This is a genomic window from Tabrizicola sp. TH137 (assembly GCF_002855575.1).
Classification (GTDB): Bacteria; Pseudomonadota; Alphaproteobacteria; order Rhodobacterales; family Rhodobacteraceae; genus Paragemmobacter.
The window spans coordinates 649,652-665,266 of the sequence record NZ_PKRQ01000002.1; the positions used below are offsets into that span (position 1 = coordinate 649,652).

General features: G+C 66.8%; 15 protein-coding genes. 8 read left to right on the forward strand and 7 right to left on the reverse strand.

Annotation, left to right across the window (positions count from 1 at the left end; genetic code table 11):
• Window positions 1-15: 15 nt before the first annotated feature.
• Together C0V75_RS08585 and C0V75_RS08590 are read left to right on the forward strand one after the other, a co-directional pair.
• Entirely contained in the window at window positions 16-633 is a 618-nt protein-coding gene (locus C0V75_RS08585; protein WP_101920459.1) for a MarC family protein, read from the forward strand.
• 55 nt (window positions 634-688) lie between these two features.
• Window positions 689-1,264 carry a TIGR02281 family clan AA aspartic protease gene (locus C0V75_RS08590; RefSeq protein WP_101920460.1) on the forward strand — a complete coding sequence of 192 codons (576 nt, stop codon included), beginning with the start codon at window positions 689-691 and terminating at the stop codon, window positions 1,262-1,264.
• A gap of 5 nt (window positions 1,265-1,269) precedes the next feature.
• Here the strand turns inward: C0V75_RS08590 and C0V75_RS08595 are convergent, their stop codons facing one another.
• Window positions 1,270-1,728 (reverse strand): DNA polymerase III subunit chi, encoded by a 459-nt coding sequence (locus C0V75_RS08595; protein WP_101920461.1) that lies wholly within the window; start codon window positions 1,726-1,728, stop codon window positions 1,270-1,272.
• A gap of 7 nt (window positions 1,729-1,735) precedes the next feature.
• Window positions 1,736-3,208: a leucyl aminopeptidase gene (locus C0V75_RS08600; RefSeq protein ID WP_101920462.1), complete on the reverse strand. Its 1,473-nt coding sequence runs from the start codon at window positions 3,206-3,208 to the stop codon at window positions 1,736-1,738.
• Between the two features lie 179 nt (window positions 3,209-3,387).
• Between C0V75_RS08600 and lptF the strand changes: the two genes are divergently transcribed.
• From lptF to rsmA, 6 genes are all read left to right on the forward strand, one after another.
• Complete coding sequence (gene lptF / locus C0V75_RS08605) at window positions 3,388-4,506, forward strand: LPS export ABC transporter permease LptF (protein WP_101920463.1); 1,119 nt, start codon at window positions 3,388-3,390, stop codon at window positions 4,504-4,506.
• Window positions 4,503-5,600 carry an LPS export ABC transporter permease LptG gene (lptG, locus tag C0V75_RS08610; RefSeq protein WP_101920464.1) on the forward strand — a complete coding sequence of 366 codons (1,098 nt, stop codon included), beginning with the start codon at window positions 4,503-4,505 and terminating at the stop codon, window positions 5,598-5,600. The genes lptF and lptG overlap by 4 nt, the downstream gene beginning before the upstream one ends.
• 6 nt (window positions 5,601-5,606) lie before the next feature.
• Window positions 5,607-7,763 carry an LPS-assembly protein LptD gene (locus C0V75_RS08615; protein ID WP_101920465.1) on the forward strand — a complete coding sequence of 719 codons (2,157 nt, stop codon included), beginning with the start codon at window positions 5,607-5,609 and terminating at the stop codon, window positions 7,761-7,763.
• 29 nt (window positions 7,764-7,792) lie between these two features.
• Window positions 7,793-9,097 (forward strand): peptidylprolyl isomerase, encoded by a 1,305-nt coding sequence (locus C0V75_RS08620; protein ID WP_158241808.1) that lies wholly within the window; start codon window positions 7,793-7,795, stop codon window positions 9,095-9,097.
• Window positions 9,094-10,071, forward strand: coding sequence for a 4-hydroxythreonine-4-phosphate dehydrogenase PdxA (gene pdxA / locus C0V75_RS08625; protein WP_101920467.1), 978 nt, complete (start codon window positions 9,094-9,096; stop codon window positions 10,069-10,071). The genes C0V75_RS08620 and pdxA overlap by 4 nt, the downstream gene beginning before the upstream one ends.
• Window positions 10,072-10,139: 68 nt before the next feature.
• A complete protein-coding gene (gene rsmA / locus C0V75_RS08630; protein WP_101920468.1) occupies window positions 10,140-10,979 on the forward strand; it encodes a 16S rRNA (adenine(1518)-N(6)/adenine(1519)-N(6))-dimethyltransferase RsmA in 840 nt (279 codons plus the stop codon).
• A gap of 67 nt (window positions 10,980-11,046) precedes the next feature.
• Here rsmA and C0V75_RS08635 read toward each other — a convergent pair whose 3' ends face one another.
• The 5 genes from C0V75_RS08635 to speB all read right to left on the reverse strand — a co-directional run bounded on the left by C0V75_RS08635 (window position 11,047) and on the right by speB (window position 15,613).
• A complete protein-coding gene (locus tag C0V75_RS08635; RefSeq protein ID WP_101920469.1) occupies window positions 11,047-11,976 on the reverse strand; it encodes a DUF4167 domain-containing protein in 930 nt (309 codons plus the stop codon).
• A gap of 246 nt (window positions 11,977-12,222) precedes the next feature.
• Window positions 12,223-13,077, reverse strand: a complete 855-nt coding sequence (gene prmC / locus C0V75_RS08640) for a peptide chain release factor N(5)-glutamine methyltransferase (RefSeq protein WP_101920470.1) — start codon at window positions 13,075-13,077, stop codon at window positions 12,223-12,225.
• On the reverse strand, window positions 13,074-14,129 hold the full coding sequence (prfA, locus tag C0V75_RS08645) for a peptide chain release factor 1 (RefSeq protein WP_101920781.1): 1,056 nt from the start codon (window positions 14,127-14,129) through the stop codon (window positions 13,074-13,076). The genes prmC and prfA overlap by 4 nt, the downstream gene beginning before the upstream one ends.
• A gap of 32 nt (window positions 14,130-14,161) precedes the next feature.
• Window positions 14,162-14,602, reverse strand: a complete 441-nt coding sequence (locus tag C0V75_RS08650) for a DUF1499 domain-containing protein (protein ID WP_101920471.1) — start codon at window positions 14,600-14,602, stop codon at window positions 14,162-14,164.
• Between the two features lie 42 nt (window positions 14,603-14,644).
• Window positions 14,645-15,613 (reverse strand): agmatinase, encoded by a 969-nt coding sequence (speB, locus tag C0V75_RS08655; RefSeq protein ID WP_101920782.1) that lies wholly within the window; start codon window positions 15,611-15,613, stop codon window positions 14,645-14,647.
• Between the last annotated feature and the right edge of the window lie 2 nt (window positions 15,614-15,615).

The following is a 15,615-nucleotide window of genomic DNA, read 5'->3' on the forward strand; positions in this document are numbered from 1 at the left end:
GCGAAAGGCAGCCCCTTGCCCGAAACCGCCTTTCTGATCACGGCCTTCGCCACCCTCTTCGTGGTGATCGACCCGCCCGGTCTTGTGCCGCTTTTCATCGCTCTGACCCAGGGCATGGGTTCGGATCACCGCCGCCGTCTTGCGCTGCGGGCCTGCGTGATCGCGGGCTTCCTGCTTCTGCTCTTCGGGCTGGCGGGGGAGTCGATCCTGAATTTCATCGGCATCTCCATGCCCGCCTTCCGCATCGCGGGCGGCATCCTGCTGTTCCTGACGGCGCTCGACATGCTCTTCGAGAGGCGGACCCAGCGGCGCGAGGGGCAGAAGGCGGAACATGACCACGACCCTTCGGTCTTCCCCCTCGCCATACCCCTGATCGCGGGGCCGGGCGCGATTGCCACGATGATCCTTCTGGTGGGCGAGGCTCCGGGGTGGCCCGGCACTGTTGCCGTTCTTGGCCTGATGGCCGTGGTGATGATGACGACCTTTCTCTTCCTGCTGGCCTCGCCGCCGCTGGAGCGGCTGCTGGGTCGGACCGGAACCATCGTGATCACCCGGCTGCTCGGGATGCTGCTGGCGGCCCTGTCGGTGCAATTCGTCATCGACGGGGTCAAGGGCACCGGGCTGATCGGCTGACCCTTTCACCCAGTTCCGATCACCCCCATATCCGACAGAAAGGAGGGTTTGCCTGATGGATGGTGAAACGACCGGTCGCCTGTTCTATCTGCTCCTGCTGCTGGTGGCGGTGGCGGGCTATGTCATGGTCGAATACCGCAACCGGATGGGTCAGGCCCTGCGGAACTTCGCCGCCTGGGGGTTGATCTTTGTCGGGGTGATGGCGGGTTACGGGCTTTGGGCGGACCTGAAGACCGATCTCGCGCCGCAGCAGATGGTCACGCAGGATGGCATGATCGAAATTCCGCGCGCCGCCGACGGGCATTACTATGTGACGCTGACAATCAACGGGACGCCGGTGCAATTCATGGCCGATACCGGGGCGACCAACATGGTTCTATCTGCCGATGATGCGCGCCGTCTGGGAATCGACCTTGACGCGCTGGTCTATATCGGTCGGGCGCAGACGGCCAATGGCATGGTGGCCACCGCGCGGGTGGAATTGCAGCAGGTCGAACTTGGCCCCTATCGCGAGCAGGTCTTCCCCGCCTGGGTCAATCAGGGAGAGATGGACAAATCCCTGCTCGGCATGGATTACCTGTCGCTCTACCGGGTGGAGATCGCGGGCGACCGCATGATCCTGCGGCGCTGAGGGCATCAGCCCTTCTCGGCCTTCTTTTCCCAGCGCCCGCTTTCCTCAGACCAATATTGCGCGGGCAGTCCGGCCTCGGTCAGGGCCTTCCACTTTGCCCGTGCGGCGGCAAGCTGCCCCCCGTCCGATCCATCGAACAGAAGCCAGACCCGCTCCAGCGGCCGCGCTTCCTCGGCCGTCGTTTCGGCCCCGTCGATCAGGAACAGCCCCTGCGCCCCGTTCGCGATGGCCCCTGTGCCCAGCAGGATCGGCTGATCCGCATCATGCGGTCCGCCCTGCACCCCGTGCGGCAGGAAGGGATGCGCCTCGTCCAGCCAGAGCCGGGTGTCCAGCCGCTCCAGCACGGCAGGATCCCGCCCGCGCACCATGACGCGCCAGCCCTGCCCCAGGGCGCGGGGCAGCAGCATGGCCAGCGTGTCATCCGGCGAAGACCGGGTCAGGTGATAGAACATCACCACGCCCATGGCGGCCTCACTTGCCTTCGAACTTCTCTTGGATCAGGCGGTTCAGCGCCATCACGCCCCAGCCCGTCGCCCCCTTCGGCGCCAGCGTGCTGTCGGATTTCAGCAGGGCGGTGCCTGCGATATCCAGATGGCACCAGGGCGTTTCAGGCTTCACGAAGCGTTGCAGGAACTGCGCCGCCGTGATGGCGCCGCCATCGCGCCCGCCCACATTCATCATGTCGGCGATGCGCGATTTCAGTTTGGCGTCATAGGCATCGCCCATCGGCATCCGCCAGGCCCCTTCGCCTTCGGCCTTCGCGGCCTTGAGAAAGGCGTTGCAGAGGTCATCGTTGTTGGAAAAGACCCCTGTATTCTCATGCCCGAGCGCGATGATGATCGCCCCGGTCAGGGTGGCGAGGTCGATCATTCCCACGGGCTTGAACCGCTCCTGCGCGTACCAGAGCACATCGGCCAGAACGAGGCGGCCTTCGGCATCGGTATTGATCACCTCGATCGTGTCGCCCTTCATGCTGCGCACCACGTCGCCCGGGCGCTGCGCGCGCCCGTCGGGCATGTTCTCGACCAGACCGACCAGACCCACGACATTGGCCTTCGCCTTGCGCAGGGCCAGCGTCCGCATCACGCCCGCCACCACGGCGGCGCCGCCCATGTCCATCGTCATCTCTTCCATGCCCGCGGCGGGCTTGATCGAGATGCCGCCGGTATCGAAGACCACGCCCTTGCCCACAAGGGCGAAGGGGGCCGCCCCCTTTTCACCGCCATGCCATTGCATCACCACGACCTTGGACGGGCTTTCCGACCCCTGCCCCACGCCCAGAAGCGCACCCATGCCCAGCTTGGCAAGCTGCTCTTCCTCAAGGATTTCGACATCGAGCCCCAGTTCCTGCATCGCGGCAAGGCGGGCCGCGAAATCATAGGTGGTCAGGATATTGGCCGGTTCATTGACCAGATCGCGGGTGAAGAACACCCCTTCGGCAACGGCCGCCCCCGGCGCCGCGGCGGTGGCCACGGCCTCGGGATTGGCGGTCATCACATGCACGGAACCCGGTTCCTTCTTCTCTCCCGTCTTGTGGGCCGAGAAGTCATAGGCCCGCATCGCAACCCCGAAGGCGATCTCGGCAGCCATCGGATGGCTTTCGGCGAGAACCGTCGTCCCGGCAGGTGACAGGACCTTGCCGATGGCCCCGCCCGCCTTGCGCGCGAGGGCCGCATCGGCGCGGCGCGGCAGGCGGATGATCTGCACCGCCTCGGCCAGCAATCCCGCAGGCCAGGCGAGTTCCACCGACTCGCCGGGTTTCAGCCGCCCGAATGCCTCGCTGTTCAGAAAGCGCAGCACCGCGCCCTTCGTCAGCCGGTCCAGCCGCCGGACTCCGGGCGAAGGGCTGCCCGCCGCATCGGCGAAGGCCACGATGCGGCCGGTCAATCTGGCAAGCTGGTCCAGTTCCACAGGGCGGAAATGGATCGGAACGGGATGGGTCATGGGTCATTCTCTCGACGGGAGGAGGGGCACCACACCCTGCGCCGCGGGCGCTATCAGGCAGAGGGGCGACCGTGATCGGCAAAACGCTACCTGCTGTGGCCCGGAATGACCAGATATGAGTTTTCCCTCCGGGGGAATTCCGATAGGGTCCGAAGCAGAAACAATGGGGCATCCAGGGCTTGTCGAGATTTGACCGATATCTGCTGTCGCAACTGCTGGCAGTCTTCGGCTTCTTCGCGCTGGTCCTTGTTTCCGTCTATTGGGTGAACCGGGCCGTCGGCCTGTTCGACCGGCTGATCGGGGATGGGCAATCTGCCGTCGTCTTCGTGGAATTCTCGCTGCTTGCCTTGCCCAATGTGATCCGCCTAGTCCTGCCCATCGCGGCCTTTGCCGCGGCCGTCTATGTGACCAACCGCATGATGCGGGAAAGCGAGCTGGTCACCATGCAGGCCACCGGCAGCAGCGCCTTCCGCCTGGCCCGCCCGGTGCTGATCTTCGGGTTGATCGTGACAAGCCTGCATCTTCTGCTGATGAATGTGCTGGTGCCACGCAGCGATGCCCTTCTGAAGGAACGCGAGGCGCAGGTGTCGCAGGACGTGACCGCCCGTTACCTGAAGGTGGGCGAATTCATGCATCCCTCGGCGGGGGTGACCCTCTTCATCGGCGAGATGTCGCAGGACGGGCAATTGCGCAACGTCTTCCTCTTTGACGACCGCGACGAGACGTCGAGCAGCACCTATACCGCACAGCGCGCGCTTCTGGCCCAGGGGGCGGCGGGGCCGGTTCTTCTGATGTTCGACGGCATGATCCAGTCCATCGCGCGGGCCGATGGGCGGCTGTCGGTGACGCGCTACAGCGATTACAGCTTCGACCTCCTCTCGCTGATCGAAGCGGAGGGCGGTTTTGCGCCCACGGTCGAGACGACGACGACGCTTGCCCTGCTGAAGATGGGCTCGGCGGACTGGAGCACAAGCTTCAACAGTTCCTACGAATACATCGTGCAGGAACTGCATTCGCGGCTTGCGCAGCCCTTCCTGTCGGCTGCGGCGGCCCTCGTGGGCTTTGCCGCGCTGCAACTGGGCGCCTTCAGCCGTTTTGGGCTGATGCGGCAGATCCTCGGGGCGGTGCTGGTGCTGATCGTGCTTCAGCTTCTGAACACGACCGGGGCCTCGATGGCCGGGCGGAACGCTGCGGCCTGGCCTGCGATCTATATCGCGCCCCTGGCCGGGTTCGCCATCGCCATGGCGATGCTGCATCTGTCGCAAAGCGTACCGCCCTGGCGGAGGCGGCCCGCATGACGCTGAGCTTCTACATCGCCCGTCGCTTCTTCACGACCTTCCTCGTCGTGCTGGCGATTTTTTTCGGCGTCATGCTTCTGATCGACGTGATCGACCAGCTTCGGCAGCTTAGCGGGCAGGAGTCCGGCCTCGCCTCGGCGCTGCGCCTGGCGGTTCTGAACGTGCCGGAAAGCCTGTATCGCATCTTGCCCTTGATCACGGTTCTTGCCGCCGTGGCGCTGTTCATGAACCTCGCCCGGACGAGCGAGCTGGTCATCATCCGCGCTGCGGGCCGGTCGGGGCTGCGCTTTCTGGTGGCCCCCATCATCGTCTCGCTTCTGTGCGGGATGCTGGCCGTCGCGGTGTTCAACCCCCTCGTCGCGGCGACCACGAACCGTTACGAAATCACCCGCGCGCAACTGACGGGCAGCGGCGAAAGCCGGTTGTCGATCTCATCCACCGGGCTCTGGCTGCGGCAGGGCGGGGCGAACGGGCAGACGGTGATTCAGGCCGCGCGGGCCAATGCCTTCGGCACGGAACTGCTGGATGTGACCTTTCTTCTCTACGGGCCGGACGGCAAGCCCGAAACCCGGATCGAGGCCGAGTCCGCGCGGCTGGAACCGGGGGCCTGGGTGGTGTCGGGCGCGATGCGCTGGCCCCTGTCGGAAAGCAACCCCGCCAGCCGGGTGGAAGCCATGCCAGAGGGCAGCCGGATCGACTCCGACCTGACGGCCGAGGGCATACGCGACAGTTTCGGCACCCCTGCGGAAATCGCCTTCTGGGCCTTGCCCGAGTATATTCAGGGTCTTGACCGCGCCGGGTTCTCTTCGCTGGCCCATCGTGTCTGGTTCCAGATGGAACTGGCCCAGCCGCTGCTTCTGGCGGCCATGGTTCTGGTGGCGGCGGGCTTCACCATGCGCCCGGCCCGCTTTGGCCGGACCGGCATTCTTGTGCTGCTGGCGATCCTGAGCGGCTTTCTGATCTTCTTCCTGCGGAACTTCGCGCAGGTTCTGGGGGCGAACGGGCAGATCCCGGTGATCTGGGCGGCATGGACTCCGCCCGTCGCAGCCTTCATGATGGCGCTGGGCCTTCTTCTGCATGTCGAGGATGGCTGAACACCCATGCGTCGGCATCTGATCGCCTTTCTTCTCTGCGCGACCTTCGTGGTCGCGCCCGCGCCGACCGATCCGGTCCGGGCGCAGGAAACGGCCACCCTCATCGCCGACCGGCTGGAGATCGCGGGCGACAGCACGCTGATCGCCGATGGCGCGGTGGAGGTGTTCCATCAGGGCCGCCGCCTGACGGCGAGCAAGGTGATCTACGACCAGACGACCGACCGCCTGCGCATCGAAGGCCCGATACGCCTCACCGATGAGGCAGGCACCACTGTCATCGTCGCGGCGCAGGCCGATCTGGCCGCCGACCTGACCGAAGGCCTGATGCAGAGCGCGCGGATCGTCCTTCAGGAACAGCTTCAGGTCGCCGCCGCCGAATTGCGCCGCAGCGGCGGGCGCTACATGCAACTGGACAACGCCGTCGCCTCCAGTTGCCGCATCTGCAACGGCAGCAGCACGCCGCTTTGGGAAATCCGCGCAAGGCGCATCCTGCACGATACCGTGGAACGGCAGATCTATTTCGACCACGCGCAGATGCGCGTCGGCGGGGTGCCGGTCTTCTACATCCCGCGGCTCCGGATGCCCGACCCCTCGCTCGACCGCAGCACCGGCTTTCTGCAACCCTCTCTGGTCGCGCGCACCGATCTGGGGACAGGCCTCACCCTGCCCTATTTCGTCACGCTCGGCCCGTCGCGCGACCTGACCTTCTCGCCCACACTGACCACGACCGGGGCCTTCACCCTGGGCCTGCGCTACCGGCAGGCCTTCGACAATGGCAGCCTGTCGATCGAGGGCGCGGTGAGCCGCGACGATCTGCAACCGGGGCAGATGCGCGGCTATGTGATGGCCGACGGCACCTTCATGCTGTCCAGCGGCCACCGCCTTGCCTTCCATGCCGAAGGGGTGAGCGATGACGCCTATCTGGCCGATTACGACATCAGCGATACCGACCGGCTGACCAATACGCTGCTGATCGACAAGGTGCAGCGGGAGAGTTTCTTTGAAGGGCGCGTGATCAACTTCCAGTCGCTGCGCGAGGGCGAGCTGGGTTCTGCCACGCCCTATCTGGTGACCGATGTCACCTATCTGCGCCGCTTCACCCTGGGTGCCCTTGGGGGCGAGGGGATGCTGCGGCTGAGCGGTCACACCCATACGCGGCAATCCTCTGTCACCACCGATTCCGTCGATGACAGCGACGATGTGGCCGAGGGGGCCGATCTCGGGCGGTTGTCGCTGGGGGCGGATTGGCGGCGCGACTGGATCGCGCCCGGCGGTCTGGTGCTGGCCGCCCTGGGCGAGGTGCGGCTTGACGCCTATCACGTGCAGGACGATGCGACCTATGGCGGCTCATCCACCCGCAGCTTCGGCGCGGGGGCGGTGGAGCTGCGCTGGCCCTGGGTCCGCGCCGGAGAGCAGGCGACGCAGGTGATCGAACCGATCGCGCAGATCGTCTGGTCATCGGCCAATGGCGGGCTGATCCCGAACGAGGACAGCCGTCTGGTCGAATTCGACGAAGGCAATCTCTTCTCGCTCAACCGGTTCCCGGGGTCGGATGCGGTGGAGACGGGCGCGCGGCTGGCGCTTGGCCTGTCCTGGACGCGGATCGCGCCTTCGGGCTGGAGCTTCGGCGTCACCGGCGGGCGCGTCTTGCGGGAAGACCCGGTCGCCAGCTTTGGCGAGGCTTCGGGGCTGAGCGGATCGACCTCGGACTGGATGCTGGGCGCGACGGTGGATGCGCCAAACGGTCTGCAACTGGCGGGGCGTCTGATCGCCTCTTCCGATCTGGACGTCACGCGCGGCGAGGTTCATGCCGCCTATTCCAACAACCGCATGTCGATCAGCGCGGGCTACATCAATTCCATCGCCGATGCGGTGGAGGCGCGGGTCGATGACGTGTCCGACATCGTGCTAGCGGGAAGCTATCAGTTCACCCCGCAATGGAACGGCACGGCCTCGGGCCGCTATGACTTCGAGGGCGACAGCTACAGCCGTGTCGATCTGGGACTGGCCTATAGAAACGAGTGCGTCAGCTTCAATCTTTCCATCTCGCGTCGCCTGACTTCCTCGACTAATCTCCAGCCCAGCACGACGGTCGATCTTTCCTTCGGCCTCATCGGCTTTGGCACCGGGAAAAGCGGGGCCGCGCGGATGTGCCGGGAATGAAGCGACGGGCAGGACAACAGGAAACGAGAATGACGGAAGCTTTGCGGAACAGGACGGCGCCGGCCCTTCGGGTGGCGGCCATCGGTCTGGTGCTCTGGGGCGGGGCCATGGCCGCGCCTGCGGCGGCGCAGGACGGCAGCCTCTTCGCGCCCCGCATGGTGATCAACGGCCAGACCATCACGAATTTCGAGGTGGAGCAGCGGATGCTGTTCCTGCGCGCCCTGCGCGCACCGGGCGACCCGGAAAAGGAGGCGATCAAGGCGCTGATGCGCGACCGGCTCGGGGCGCAGGCCGCCGAGGATGCCGGGATCACGGTCACCGCCGAACAGGTGTCGGAAGGGCTGGAGGAATTCGCCTCCCGCGCCAACATGACGGCGGAGCAGTTTACCGCCGCCCTGGCCGACGAAGGTGTGGCGCCCGAAACCTTCCGCGATTTCGTCGCCAATGGCCTTTTGTGGCGCGAGGTGGTGCGGTCGAAATTCGGCCCGCAGATCCGCATTTCCGAAGCGCAGATCGACCGCGCCCTGGCGGAGAACGCCAAGAAGACGCAGATCCGCATCCTGCTGTCGGAACTCATCCTGCCCATTCAGGGCGATGACGTGACCCCGGCACTGGATCAGGCCCGCGCCATCAAGGCCGAGGCGGCGGGCGACGGCTTTGCCGCGGCGGCGCGCGAGTTTTCCGCCGCCCCTTCGGCAGCGCGCGGCGGGCGGCTGGACTGGCTGGAGGTGACGAACCTTCCCCCGGCCATCGTGAGCCAGGTCCTGACCCTGTCGCCCGGCGAGGTTTCCGATCCCATCGTGGTGCCGCAGGCGGTGGTCCTGTTCCAGTTGAACGGCATCAGCGATGTGGAAAGCGCCATGCCCGCGCAGGTGGAAGTGGAATATGCCCAATTCGCCCTGCCCCCGAACCTCGACCCGGCCACGATCCGCGCCCAGGTCGATGGCTGCGGTGATCTTTACCCGCTGGCCCGCGGCCTGCCGCCCGAACAGTTGCGCCTGACGACCCAGATGATGGGCGCGGTGCCGCAGGATATCGGGCTGGAACTGGCCAAGCTGGACGTCGGCGAATTCGTCCTGCGCCAGCGCGCGGGATATACCGAGTTGCTGATGCTCTGCCTGCGGACAGGGGTGCCGGAGACCGACCCTGCCGCCGCCGCGCAGGTGCCGGTGACGACGGAAGAGGCCGAAGCGGTGGAAGGCGAGGAGGCCGAGGCCACGCCGCTGGTGGACCGCGAGGCGCTGCGCAACCGGCTGGGCAATGCGCAGCTTACCGCCATGGCCGAGGCCTATATGGAAGAGCTGCGGTCGGAAGCCATCATCGAGGAACGGTGACTGCCCCGCGCCCCATCGCGCTGAGCTGTGGCGATCCTTCCGGCATCGGCACGGAACTGGCCATCCAGGCCCGGCAGGCCCTGGCCGGGGAGGTGCCCTTCTTCTGGATCGGTGATCCGGCGCATCTGCCCCCTGGCACCGCCCATGCGGTGATCGCCGCGCCAGAGGCGGCGGCGGGCGTGGCGGCAGAGGTGCTGCCGGTGCTGGCCCATCCTTTTCCGCATCCTGCCCCGCCGGGCCGTCCCGACCTGCGCAATGCCGCCGCCGTCATCGCCGTGCTGGAACGGGCGGTGGCCCTGGTGCAGGCGGGGGCGGCCTCTGCCCTGTGCACCCTGCCGATCAGCAAGAAGGTGCTGAAGGACGGCGCGGATTTCGCCTATCCCGGCCATACCGAGTTTCTCGCCCATCTGGCGGGGGTGGAGCGGGTGGTGATGATGCTGGCCTGCCCCGAATTGCGGGTGGTGCCTGCGACCATCCATATCGCCCTGTCCGAGGTGCCGCGGGCCCTTACCCCTGCCCTGCTGGAAGAAACGATCCGCATCACCGAGGCCGGGCTGATCCGCGATTGCGGGATTGCCCGGCCCCGGATCGTGGTGGCGGGGCTGAACCCTCATGCCGGTGAAGGCGGGGTGATGGGGCGGGAAGAGCTCGACTGGATCGCCCCCCTGGTCGCCCGGCTGGCGGCGGAAGGCATGGCGATTTCCGGGCCGCTGCCGCCCGACACGATGTTCCACAAGGCGGCGCGGGCGCGTTATGACGTGGCGGTCTGCATGTATCACGATCAGGCGCTGATCCCGATCAAGACGGTGGATTTCGACGGGGGGGTGAATGTGACGCTGGGCCTGCCCTTCATCCGCACCTCGCCCGATCACGGCACGGCCTTCGACATCGCGGGACAGGGCATCGCCAATCCGACAAGCCTTGTCGCGGCGCTGCGGATGGCGCAACAGATGGCGGCGGCACGCGGGATGTGACGTTCGGGACCGGGGCGCCGCCCCGGACCCCGGAGTATTTTCGCCAAGATGAAGGGACGGGTTCAGGGATGGCGACGATCGACGGGCTGCCGCCCTTGCGCGAGGTGATACGGGCGCATGATCTGGTGGCGAGAAAGCAGCTTGGCCAGAACTTCCTTCTGGACCTGAACCTGACGGCCAAGATCGCGCGGCAAGCGGGCGACCTGTCGGCCTGCGATGTGCTGGAGGTGGGGCCGGGACCGGGCGGGTTGACGCGGGGCCTACTGGCCGAAGGCGCGCGGCGAGTGCTGGCGGTAGAAAAGGATGCCCGCTGCCTGCCCGCGCTGGCCGAGGTGGCGGCGGCCTATCCGGGGCGGTTGCAGGTCATCAATGGCGACGCGCTGGAGGTGGATGCGCTGGCACATCTGACGCCGCCCGTTCGGGTGGTGGCGAACCTGCCCTATAATGTGGGGACGGAGCTTCTGATCCGCTGGCTGACACCCGCCCAGTGGCCGCCCTTCTGGGAGAGCCTGACGCTCATGTTCCAGAAGGAGGTGGCGGAGCGGATCGTGGCCAAGCCGCGCAGCGATCATTACGGGCGGCTGGCCCTTCTGGTGCAATGGCGGGCCGAGGCGAAGATCGTGATGCATCTGCCGCCCGAAGCCTTTACCCCAGCGCCGAAGGTGCATTCCTCGGTCGTGCATATCACCCGGCTGGCCGAGCCGCGTTTCCCGGCGGACGGGGCGGTGTTGCAGCGGATCACGGCGATGGCCTTCAACCAGCGGCGCAAGATGCTGCGATCCTCGCTGAAGGGGCTGGGGCCGGATATCGAGGAAAAGCTGGTCGCTGCGGGGATCGAGCCCACGGCGCGGGCGGAGGAGATTTCGCTGGAGCGGTTCTGCGCCCTCGCCCGCCTGATTGCGGAATGAGAAAGGCCGGGGGGGTGCCCCGGCCTGTCTTCGGATGTCATTAAGAAAACGTTAACCAGTCAGCCGTTCATTCCGCCGCTTCGGCGGGGCCGCCTTCGGGCGGGGCCTTGTCAGCCTTGGGTTTGCGCGGGGCGCGGGCCTTTTTCGGCGCCTCGGCGGCAGCCTCCTTGGCCGGAGCGTCCTTGACCGGGGCGTCCTTTACCGGGGCTTCCGCCTTGGGCGCGACGGGCGTCTCGATGGCGATGGTCACCACTTCGGGCTTGGGCGCTGCGGCGGCAGGGGCCTGATCGGGCCGGGCGTCGCGGTCACGGTCGCGGTTGCGATCCCGGTCGCGACGGAATTCGCGGCGTTCGCCGCCCTGCTGTTCGTTGCGGCGTTCGTTCGGGCGGTCGCCGCCACCCTGACGATCATTCTGCCGATCATTGGGGCGGTCATTGGGGCGGTCGTTCTGGCGGTCACCGCGATCATCGCGGCGTTCGCCCCGGTCATCGCGGCGCGACTGGAAGGGGCGCGCCTCCGGCGTTTCCACAAGCTGCGCCTCGCCCTCGCCCAGTTCGATCACTTCGGCGCTGCCCGAGTCTTCCCCGCGCTCGTCGCGGTTGTCGCGATAGTCGCCACGATCCTGCCGGTCGCGCCAGGGTTCGCGGTCGCGATCCCGGTCACGGAACCCGTCGCGATTGCCGTTGTTGCCGTTGTTTCCGCCACCGTTCTGCTGTTGCTGGCGCTGGCGTTCTTCCTGCTCGGCCGCCATTTCGCGCTGCGCCTCGCCCAACATCCGGGTGTAATGTTCCGCATGTTGCAGGAAATTCTCCGCCGCCACGCGGTCATTGGAAAGCTGCGCATCACGGGCGAGAAGCTGGTATTTCTCGATGATCTGCTGCGGCGTGCCGCGCACCTTGCCTTCGGGGCCGGAGCTGTCGAACACGCGGTTGATGATGTTGCCGAGGGTGCGCGGGCGGTTCGCCTTGTTGCGCGAGCGGGACTTGGAAGATCTCATCTTGTCCTTTGGTCCAGATGACCTGGCTTTCTGCGAAGCGCCTTCGGGTCGCGTGGTCCCTTGCGGGACCGGAAGGCGTTCAAGCTGTCTGGCAGTTCCGGGACAGGGGAGCCTGCGCCCGGCCCCGTCTCCTGCTTTCGACTAAACATTCTTGGCGGCGCATGACAAGCTGATTCTCGCAGCGAACGCTGCCGGGGGCCGGATTCCGCGGTTTCGGGCGCGCGGATGTGGCCGAATTCCCGCAGATCAGGCCGAGCCGCAGCCGGTATCATCCATCGGTTTGCGCGCGGCGACGACGCGGTCCCGGCCATCCAGATCGGGCAGGATGGCAAGCTCCGTCAGCCCCTGCGCGGCGAAAAGCGCGGCAACCGCCTGCCCTTGGGTCGGCCCGATCTCCACGATCAGCCGCCCGCCGGGCATGAGCCGCGCCGGGGCGCCGCGCGCAATGGCACGATAGGCATTCAGACCGTCGCCCCCCGGCGTCAGGGCACGGCGGGGTTCGCGCAACACCTCGGGCGCGAGGTCGGGCATCTCGTCCTCGGCGATATAGGGCGGGTTCGACAGGATCAGGTCAAAGCGCCCCGGAACCGCGGCAAACCAGTCGGACACCAGGAATTCGGCGCGGTCGGCGAGGCCGAGGTCGCGGGCATTCGCCTCGGCCACAGCTAGGGTCGCGGGGTGGATATCGGTGCCGATGCCCCGCGCCAGCGGCCTGTCGGCCAGGCAGGAGAGCAGGATGCAGCCGGTGCCGGTGCCAAGGTCGAGAAGCTTGAAAAAAGGTTCCGAAAGCGCGGCAGAAACAAGGATTTCCGTCTCGGGCCGGGGGTCGAGCGTATCGGGCGTGACGCGGAAGCTGCGCCCCCAGAAGAGCCGCGCGCCGGTGATGTGGCTGACGGGGTCGCGGGCGGCACGGCGGGTGATGGCGGCCTCGAAGGCGGCGGCAGCTTCGGGAGACAGCGGATCGGCCAGATGCAGGGTCAGCCGGTCCGGCGCTATGCCTGCCGCATGGGCCAGCAGGGCGCGGGCATCGCGGGGGGCGTCGGGGATGCCCGCCGCGGCAAGGCGGGGAATGGCGGCGCGCAGCGCCTCGTTCCCCGTCATCCTTCCATCTCGGCCAGTTTTTCGGCCTGGTCATGGGCAACCAGCGCATCCACCACGGCATCCAGCTCGCCGCCCATGATCTGCGGCAGGGCATAGAGCGTCAGGTTGATGCGGTGATCGGTCATCCGGCCCTGCGGAAAGTTGTAGGTGCGGATGCGTTCGGAGCGGTCGCCCGATCCCACCTGCGCCTTGCGATCGGCGGCGCGGTCCTGCGCCTGGCGTTCGCGTTCCATCTCGTAAAGCCTTGCGCGCAGCACCTGCATGGCGATGGCGCGGTTCTGGTGCTGGGATTTCTCTGATGAGGTGACGACGATCCCGGTGGGAACATGGGTGATGCGCACCGCCGAGTCGGTGGTGTTCACATGCTGGCCCCCTGCCCCGCTGCTGCGCATCGTGTCGATGCGGATGTCGGCGGCGGGAATGTCGATATCCACCTCCTCGGCCTCGGGCAGGACGGCGACTGTGGCGGCAGAGGTGTGGATGCGGCCACCTGCCTCGGTCTCTGGCACGCGCTGCACGCGGTGGACGCCGGATTCGAATTTCAGCTTGGCGAAGACGCCTTCGCCCTGCACATGGGCGGTAACCTCCTTGATCCCGCCAAGATCGGACAATTGCTGATCCAGAATGTCGAAGCGCCAGCCCTGCCGTTCGGCATAACGCTGATACATGCGGAGGAGATCGCCCGCGAAGAGCGCCGCCTCTTCCCCCCCCGTGCCGGGGCGGATTTCAAGGATGGCGGGGCGGGCATCGGCGGCATCCTTGGGCAGGAGCGCGATGCGCAGCGCCTGTTCATAGACGGGGATCAGGGCGCGCAGGCGGGGAATTTCATCCTCGGCCAGCGCCTTCATCTCCGGGTCGGACAGCATCGCCTCGGCTTCGGCAAGGTCATCCAGCGCGCGGCGATAGGCGGCGATCTGGTCCGCCACGGGCCGCAGGTCGCTGTATTCGCGCGAGATTTTCGCAATCTCTGCCGGGTTTGCGCCCGCGTTCAGCCGGGCCTCGAGATATTCGAAGCGCTGGGTGATCTGGGCGAGTTTGTCGAGCGGAACCATGCGCGCGGGTTTGGCGGGTTCGGCGCGGTCGGTCAAGGGTTGAGCGCGGCAAGCCAGTCGCGCAGGCGGGCGGCGTTCACGCCCATATCGCTGCGGCCAAAGCGGAGGCGGGCATGGAGGGTGACGCGGGCTTGCGCACCCTCCGCCACGGCTTCGGCCGTGGTGTAGTCGGGAAAGCCCCAGAGCGCGGAACGGGTGATCCATGTGATCCGGCCCTCGGCGGGCGATCCGGCCAGGCGGATGGTGCGGGGCGTGGCCATCGCGACAGCCTCGATCCGCGCCAGAGCCTCTGCCGCCGTGCCGGGGATCAGGCAGGTGACGCGGGCATCACCCTCGCCCGCCGCGATGCTGCAATCGGGCTGCTGGGCGGGCGCGGGCGAGACATGCCAGCGCGCCGGGTCCGAGGGGGCAAGCCGGACATAGGCGGCGAAGCCGATCACCAGAAAGATCAGAAACCCCGCGACAAAGCCCATCCTGCCCACCTCGATTCACCTTTTCCGATTGCCTGCCGCCATTTAGCGCCGCGTCCTCGCCCAATGATAGAGGCAGATCAGATCATAGGCGACATGCGCCCCGGCAATCGCCGTGGCCCCGGTCGTGTCATAGGGGGGCGAAACCTCCACCACATCGCCGCCCACCATGTTGATCCCCGCCAGATCCCGCAGGATCGCCGCCGCCTGCCAGGAATGCAGGCCGCCCCAGACCGGCGTGCCGGTCCCCGGCGCATAGGCGGGGTCGAGCGCGTCGATGTCGAAGGTGACATAGGCGGGCTTGTCCCCCACGATCTCCTTGGCCAGGGCCACGGCATGGGCCACGCCCTTTTCGTGCAACTCCCGCGCGGAGAGGACGTTGACGCCAAGGTAATCCTCGGTCGTCGTGCGGATGCCGATCTGGAGCGACCGTTTGGGGTCCACATAGCCTTCCTTCACGGCCTTGTAGAGCATGGTGCCATGGTCGATCCGGTCCGGGTTGTCATCGGGCCAGAGGTCGGAATGGGCGTCGAAATGGATCACGCCGAGGGGGCCATGCTTTTCGGCATGGGCCTTCAGGATCGGATAGGTGATGTAGTGATCGCCCCCCAGCGTGATCGCCCCCGCGCCTGCGTTCAGGATCGTGCGGATATGGTCGGTCAGCGCGCCCGGAAAGCTGGGCGTATGGGCATAGTCGAAGGCGAGGTCGCCGTAATCGACCACCGCCATCTCCTCCAGCGGATCGGTGCCCCAGCCGAAGGGCGGGTCATAGGCGATGAGGCTGGATGCCTCGCGGATCGCGCGGGGGCCGAAGCGGGTGCCGGCGCGGTGGCTGGTGGCCTGATCGAAGCAGACGCCAGTGATGGCGATATCTACCCCGGTCAGGTCCTTGGTATAGGTCCGCCGCAGGAAGGAGGTGGCGCCGGCGAAGGCATTCTCGAAGGAATGGCCGCGCAGGCCCTTGCGGGTGAAAGCGGTATCAATGTCAGACTTTGCGTCTTCCAGAAGTGCCATGA

Bases quoted from the DNA above. Each gene is read 5' to 3' on its own strand.
- C0V75_RS08590 (WP_101920460.1), top strand. From the start codon at position 689: ATGGATGGTGAAACGACCGGTCGCCTGTTCTATCTGCTCCTGCTGCTG.
- C0V75_RS08595 (WP_101920461.1), bottom strand. From the start codon at position 1,728: ATGGGCGTGGTGATGTTCTATCACCTGACCCGGTCTTCGCCGGATGAC.
- C0V75_RS08600 (WP_101920462.1), bottom strand. From the start codon at position 3,208: ATGACCCATCCCGTTCCGATCCATTTCCGCCCTGTGGAACTGGACCAG.
- lptG (WP_101920464.1), top strand. From the start codon at position 4,503: ATGACGCTGAGCTTCTACATCGCCCGTCGCTTCTTCACGACCTTCCTC.
- C0V75_RS08615 (WP_101920465.1), top strand. From the start codon at position 5,607: ATGCGTCGGCATCTGATCGCCTTTCTTCTCTGCGCGACCTTCGTGGTC.
- C0V75_RS08620 (WP_158241808.1), top strand. From the start codon at position 7,793: ATGACGGAAGCTTTGCGGAACAGGACGGCGCCGGCCCTTCGGGTGGCG.
- rsmA (WP_101920468.1), top strand. From the start codon at position 10,140: ATGGCGACGATCGACGGGCTGCCGCCCTTGCGCGAGGTGATACGGGCG.
- C0V75_RS08635 (WP_101920469.1), bottom strand. From the start codon at position 11,976: ATGAGATCTTCCAAGTCCCGCTCGCGCAACAAGGCGAACCGCCCGCGC.
- prmC (WP_101920470.1), bottom strand. From the start codon at position 13,077: ATGACGGGGAACGAGGCGCTGCGCGCCGCCATTCCCCGCCTTGCCGCG.
- prfA (WP_101920781.1), bottom strand. From the start codon at position 14,129: ATGGTTCCGCTCGACAAACTCGCCCAGATCACCCAGCGCTTCGAATAT.
- C0V75_RS08650 (WP_101920471.1), bottom strand. From the start codon at position 14,602: ATGGGCTTTGTCGCGGGGTTTCTGATCTTTCTGGTGATCGGCTTCGCC.
- speB (WP_101920782.1), bottom strand. From the start codon at position 15,613: ATGGCACTTCTGGAAGACGCAAAGTCTGACATTGATACCGCTTTCACC.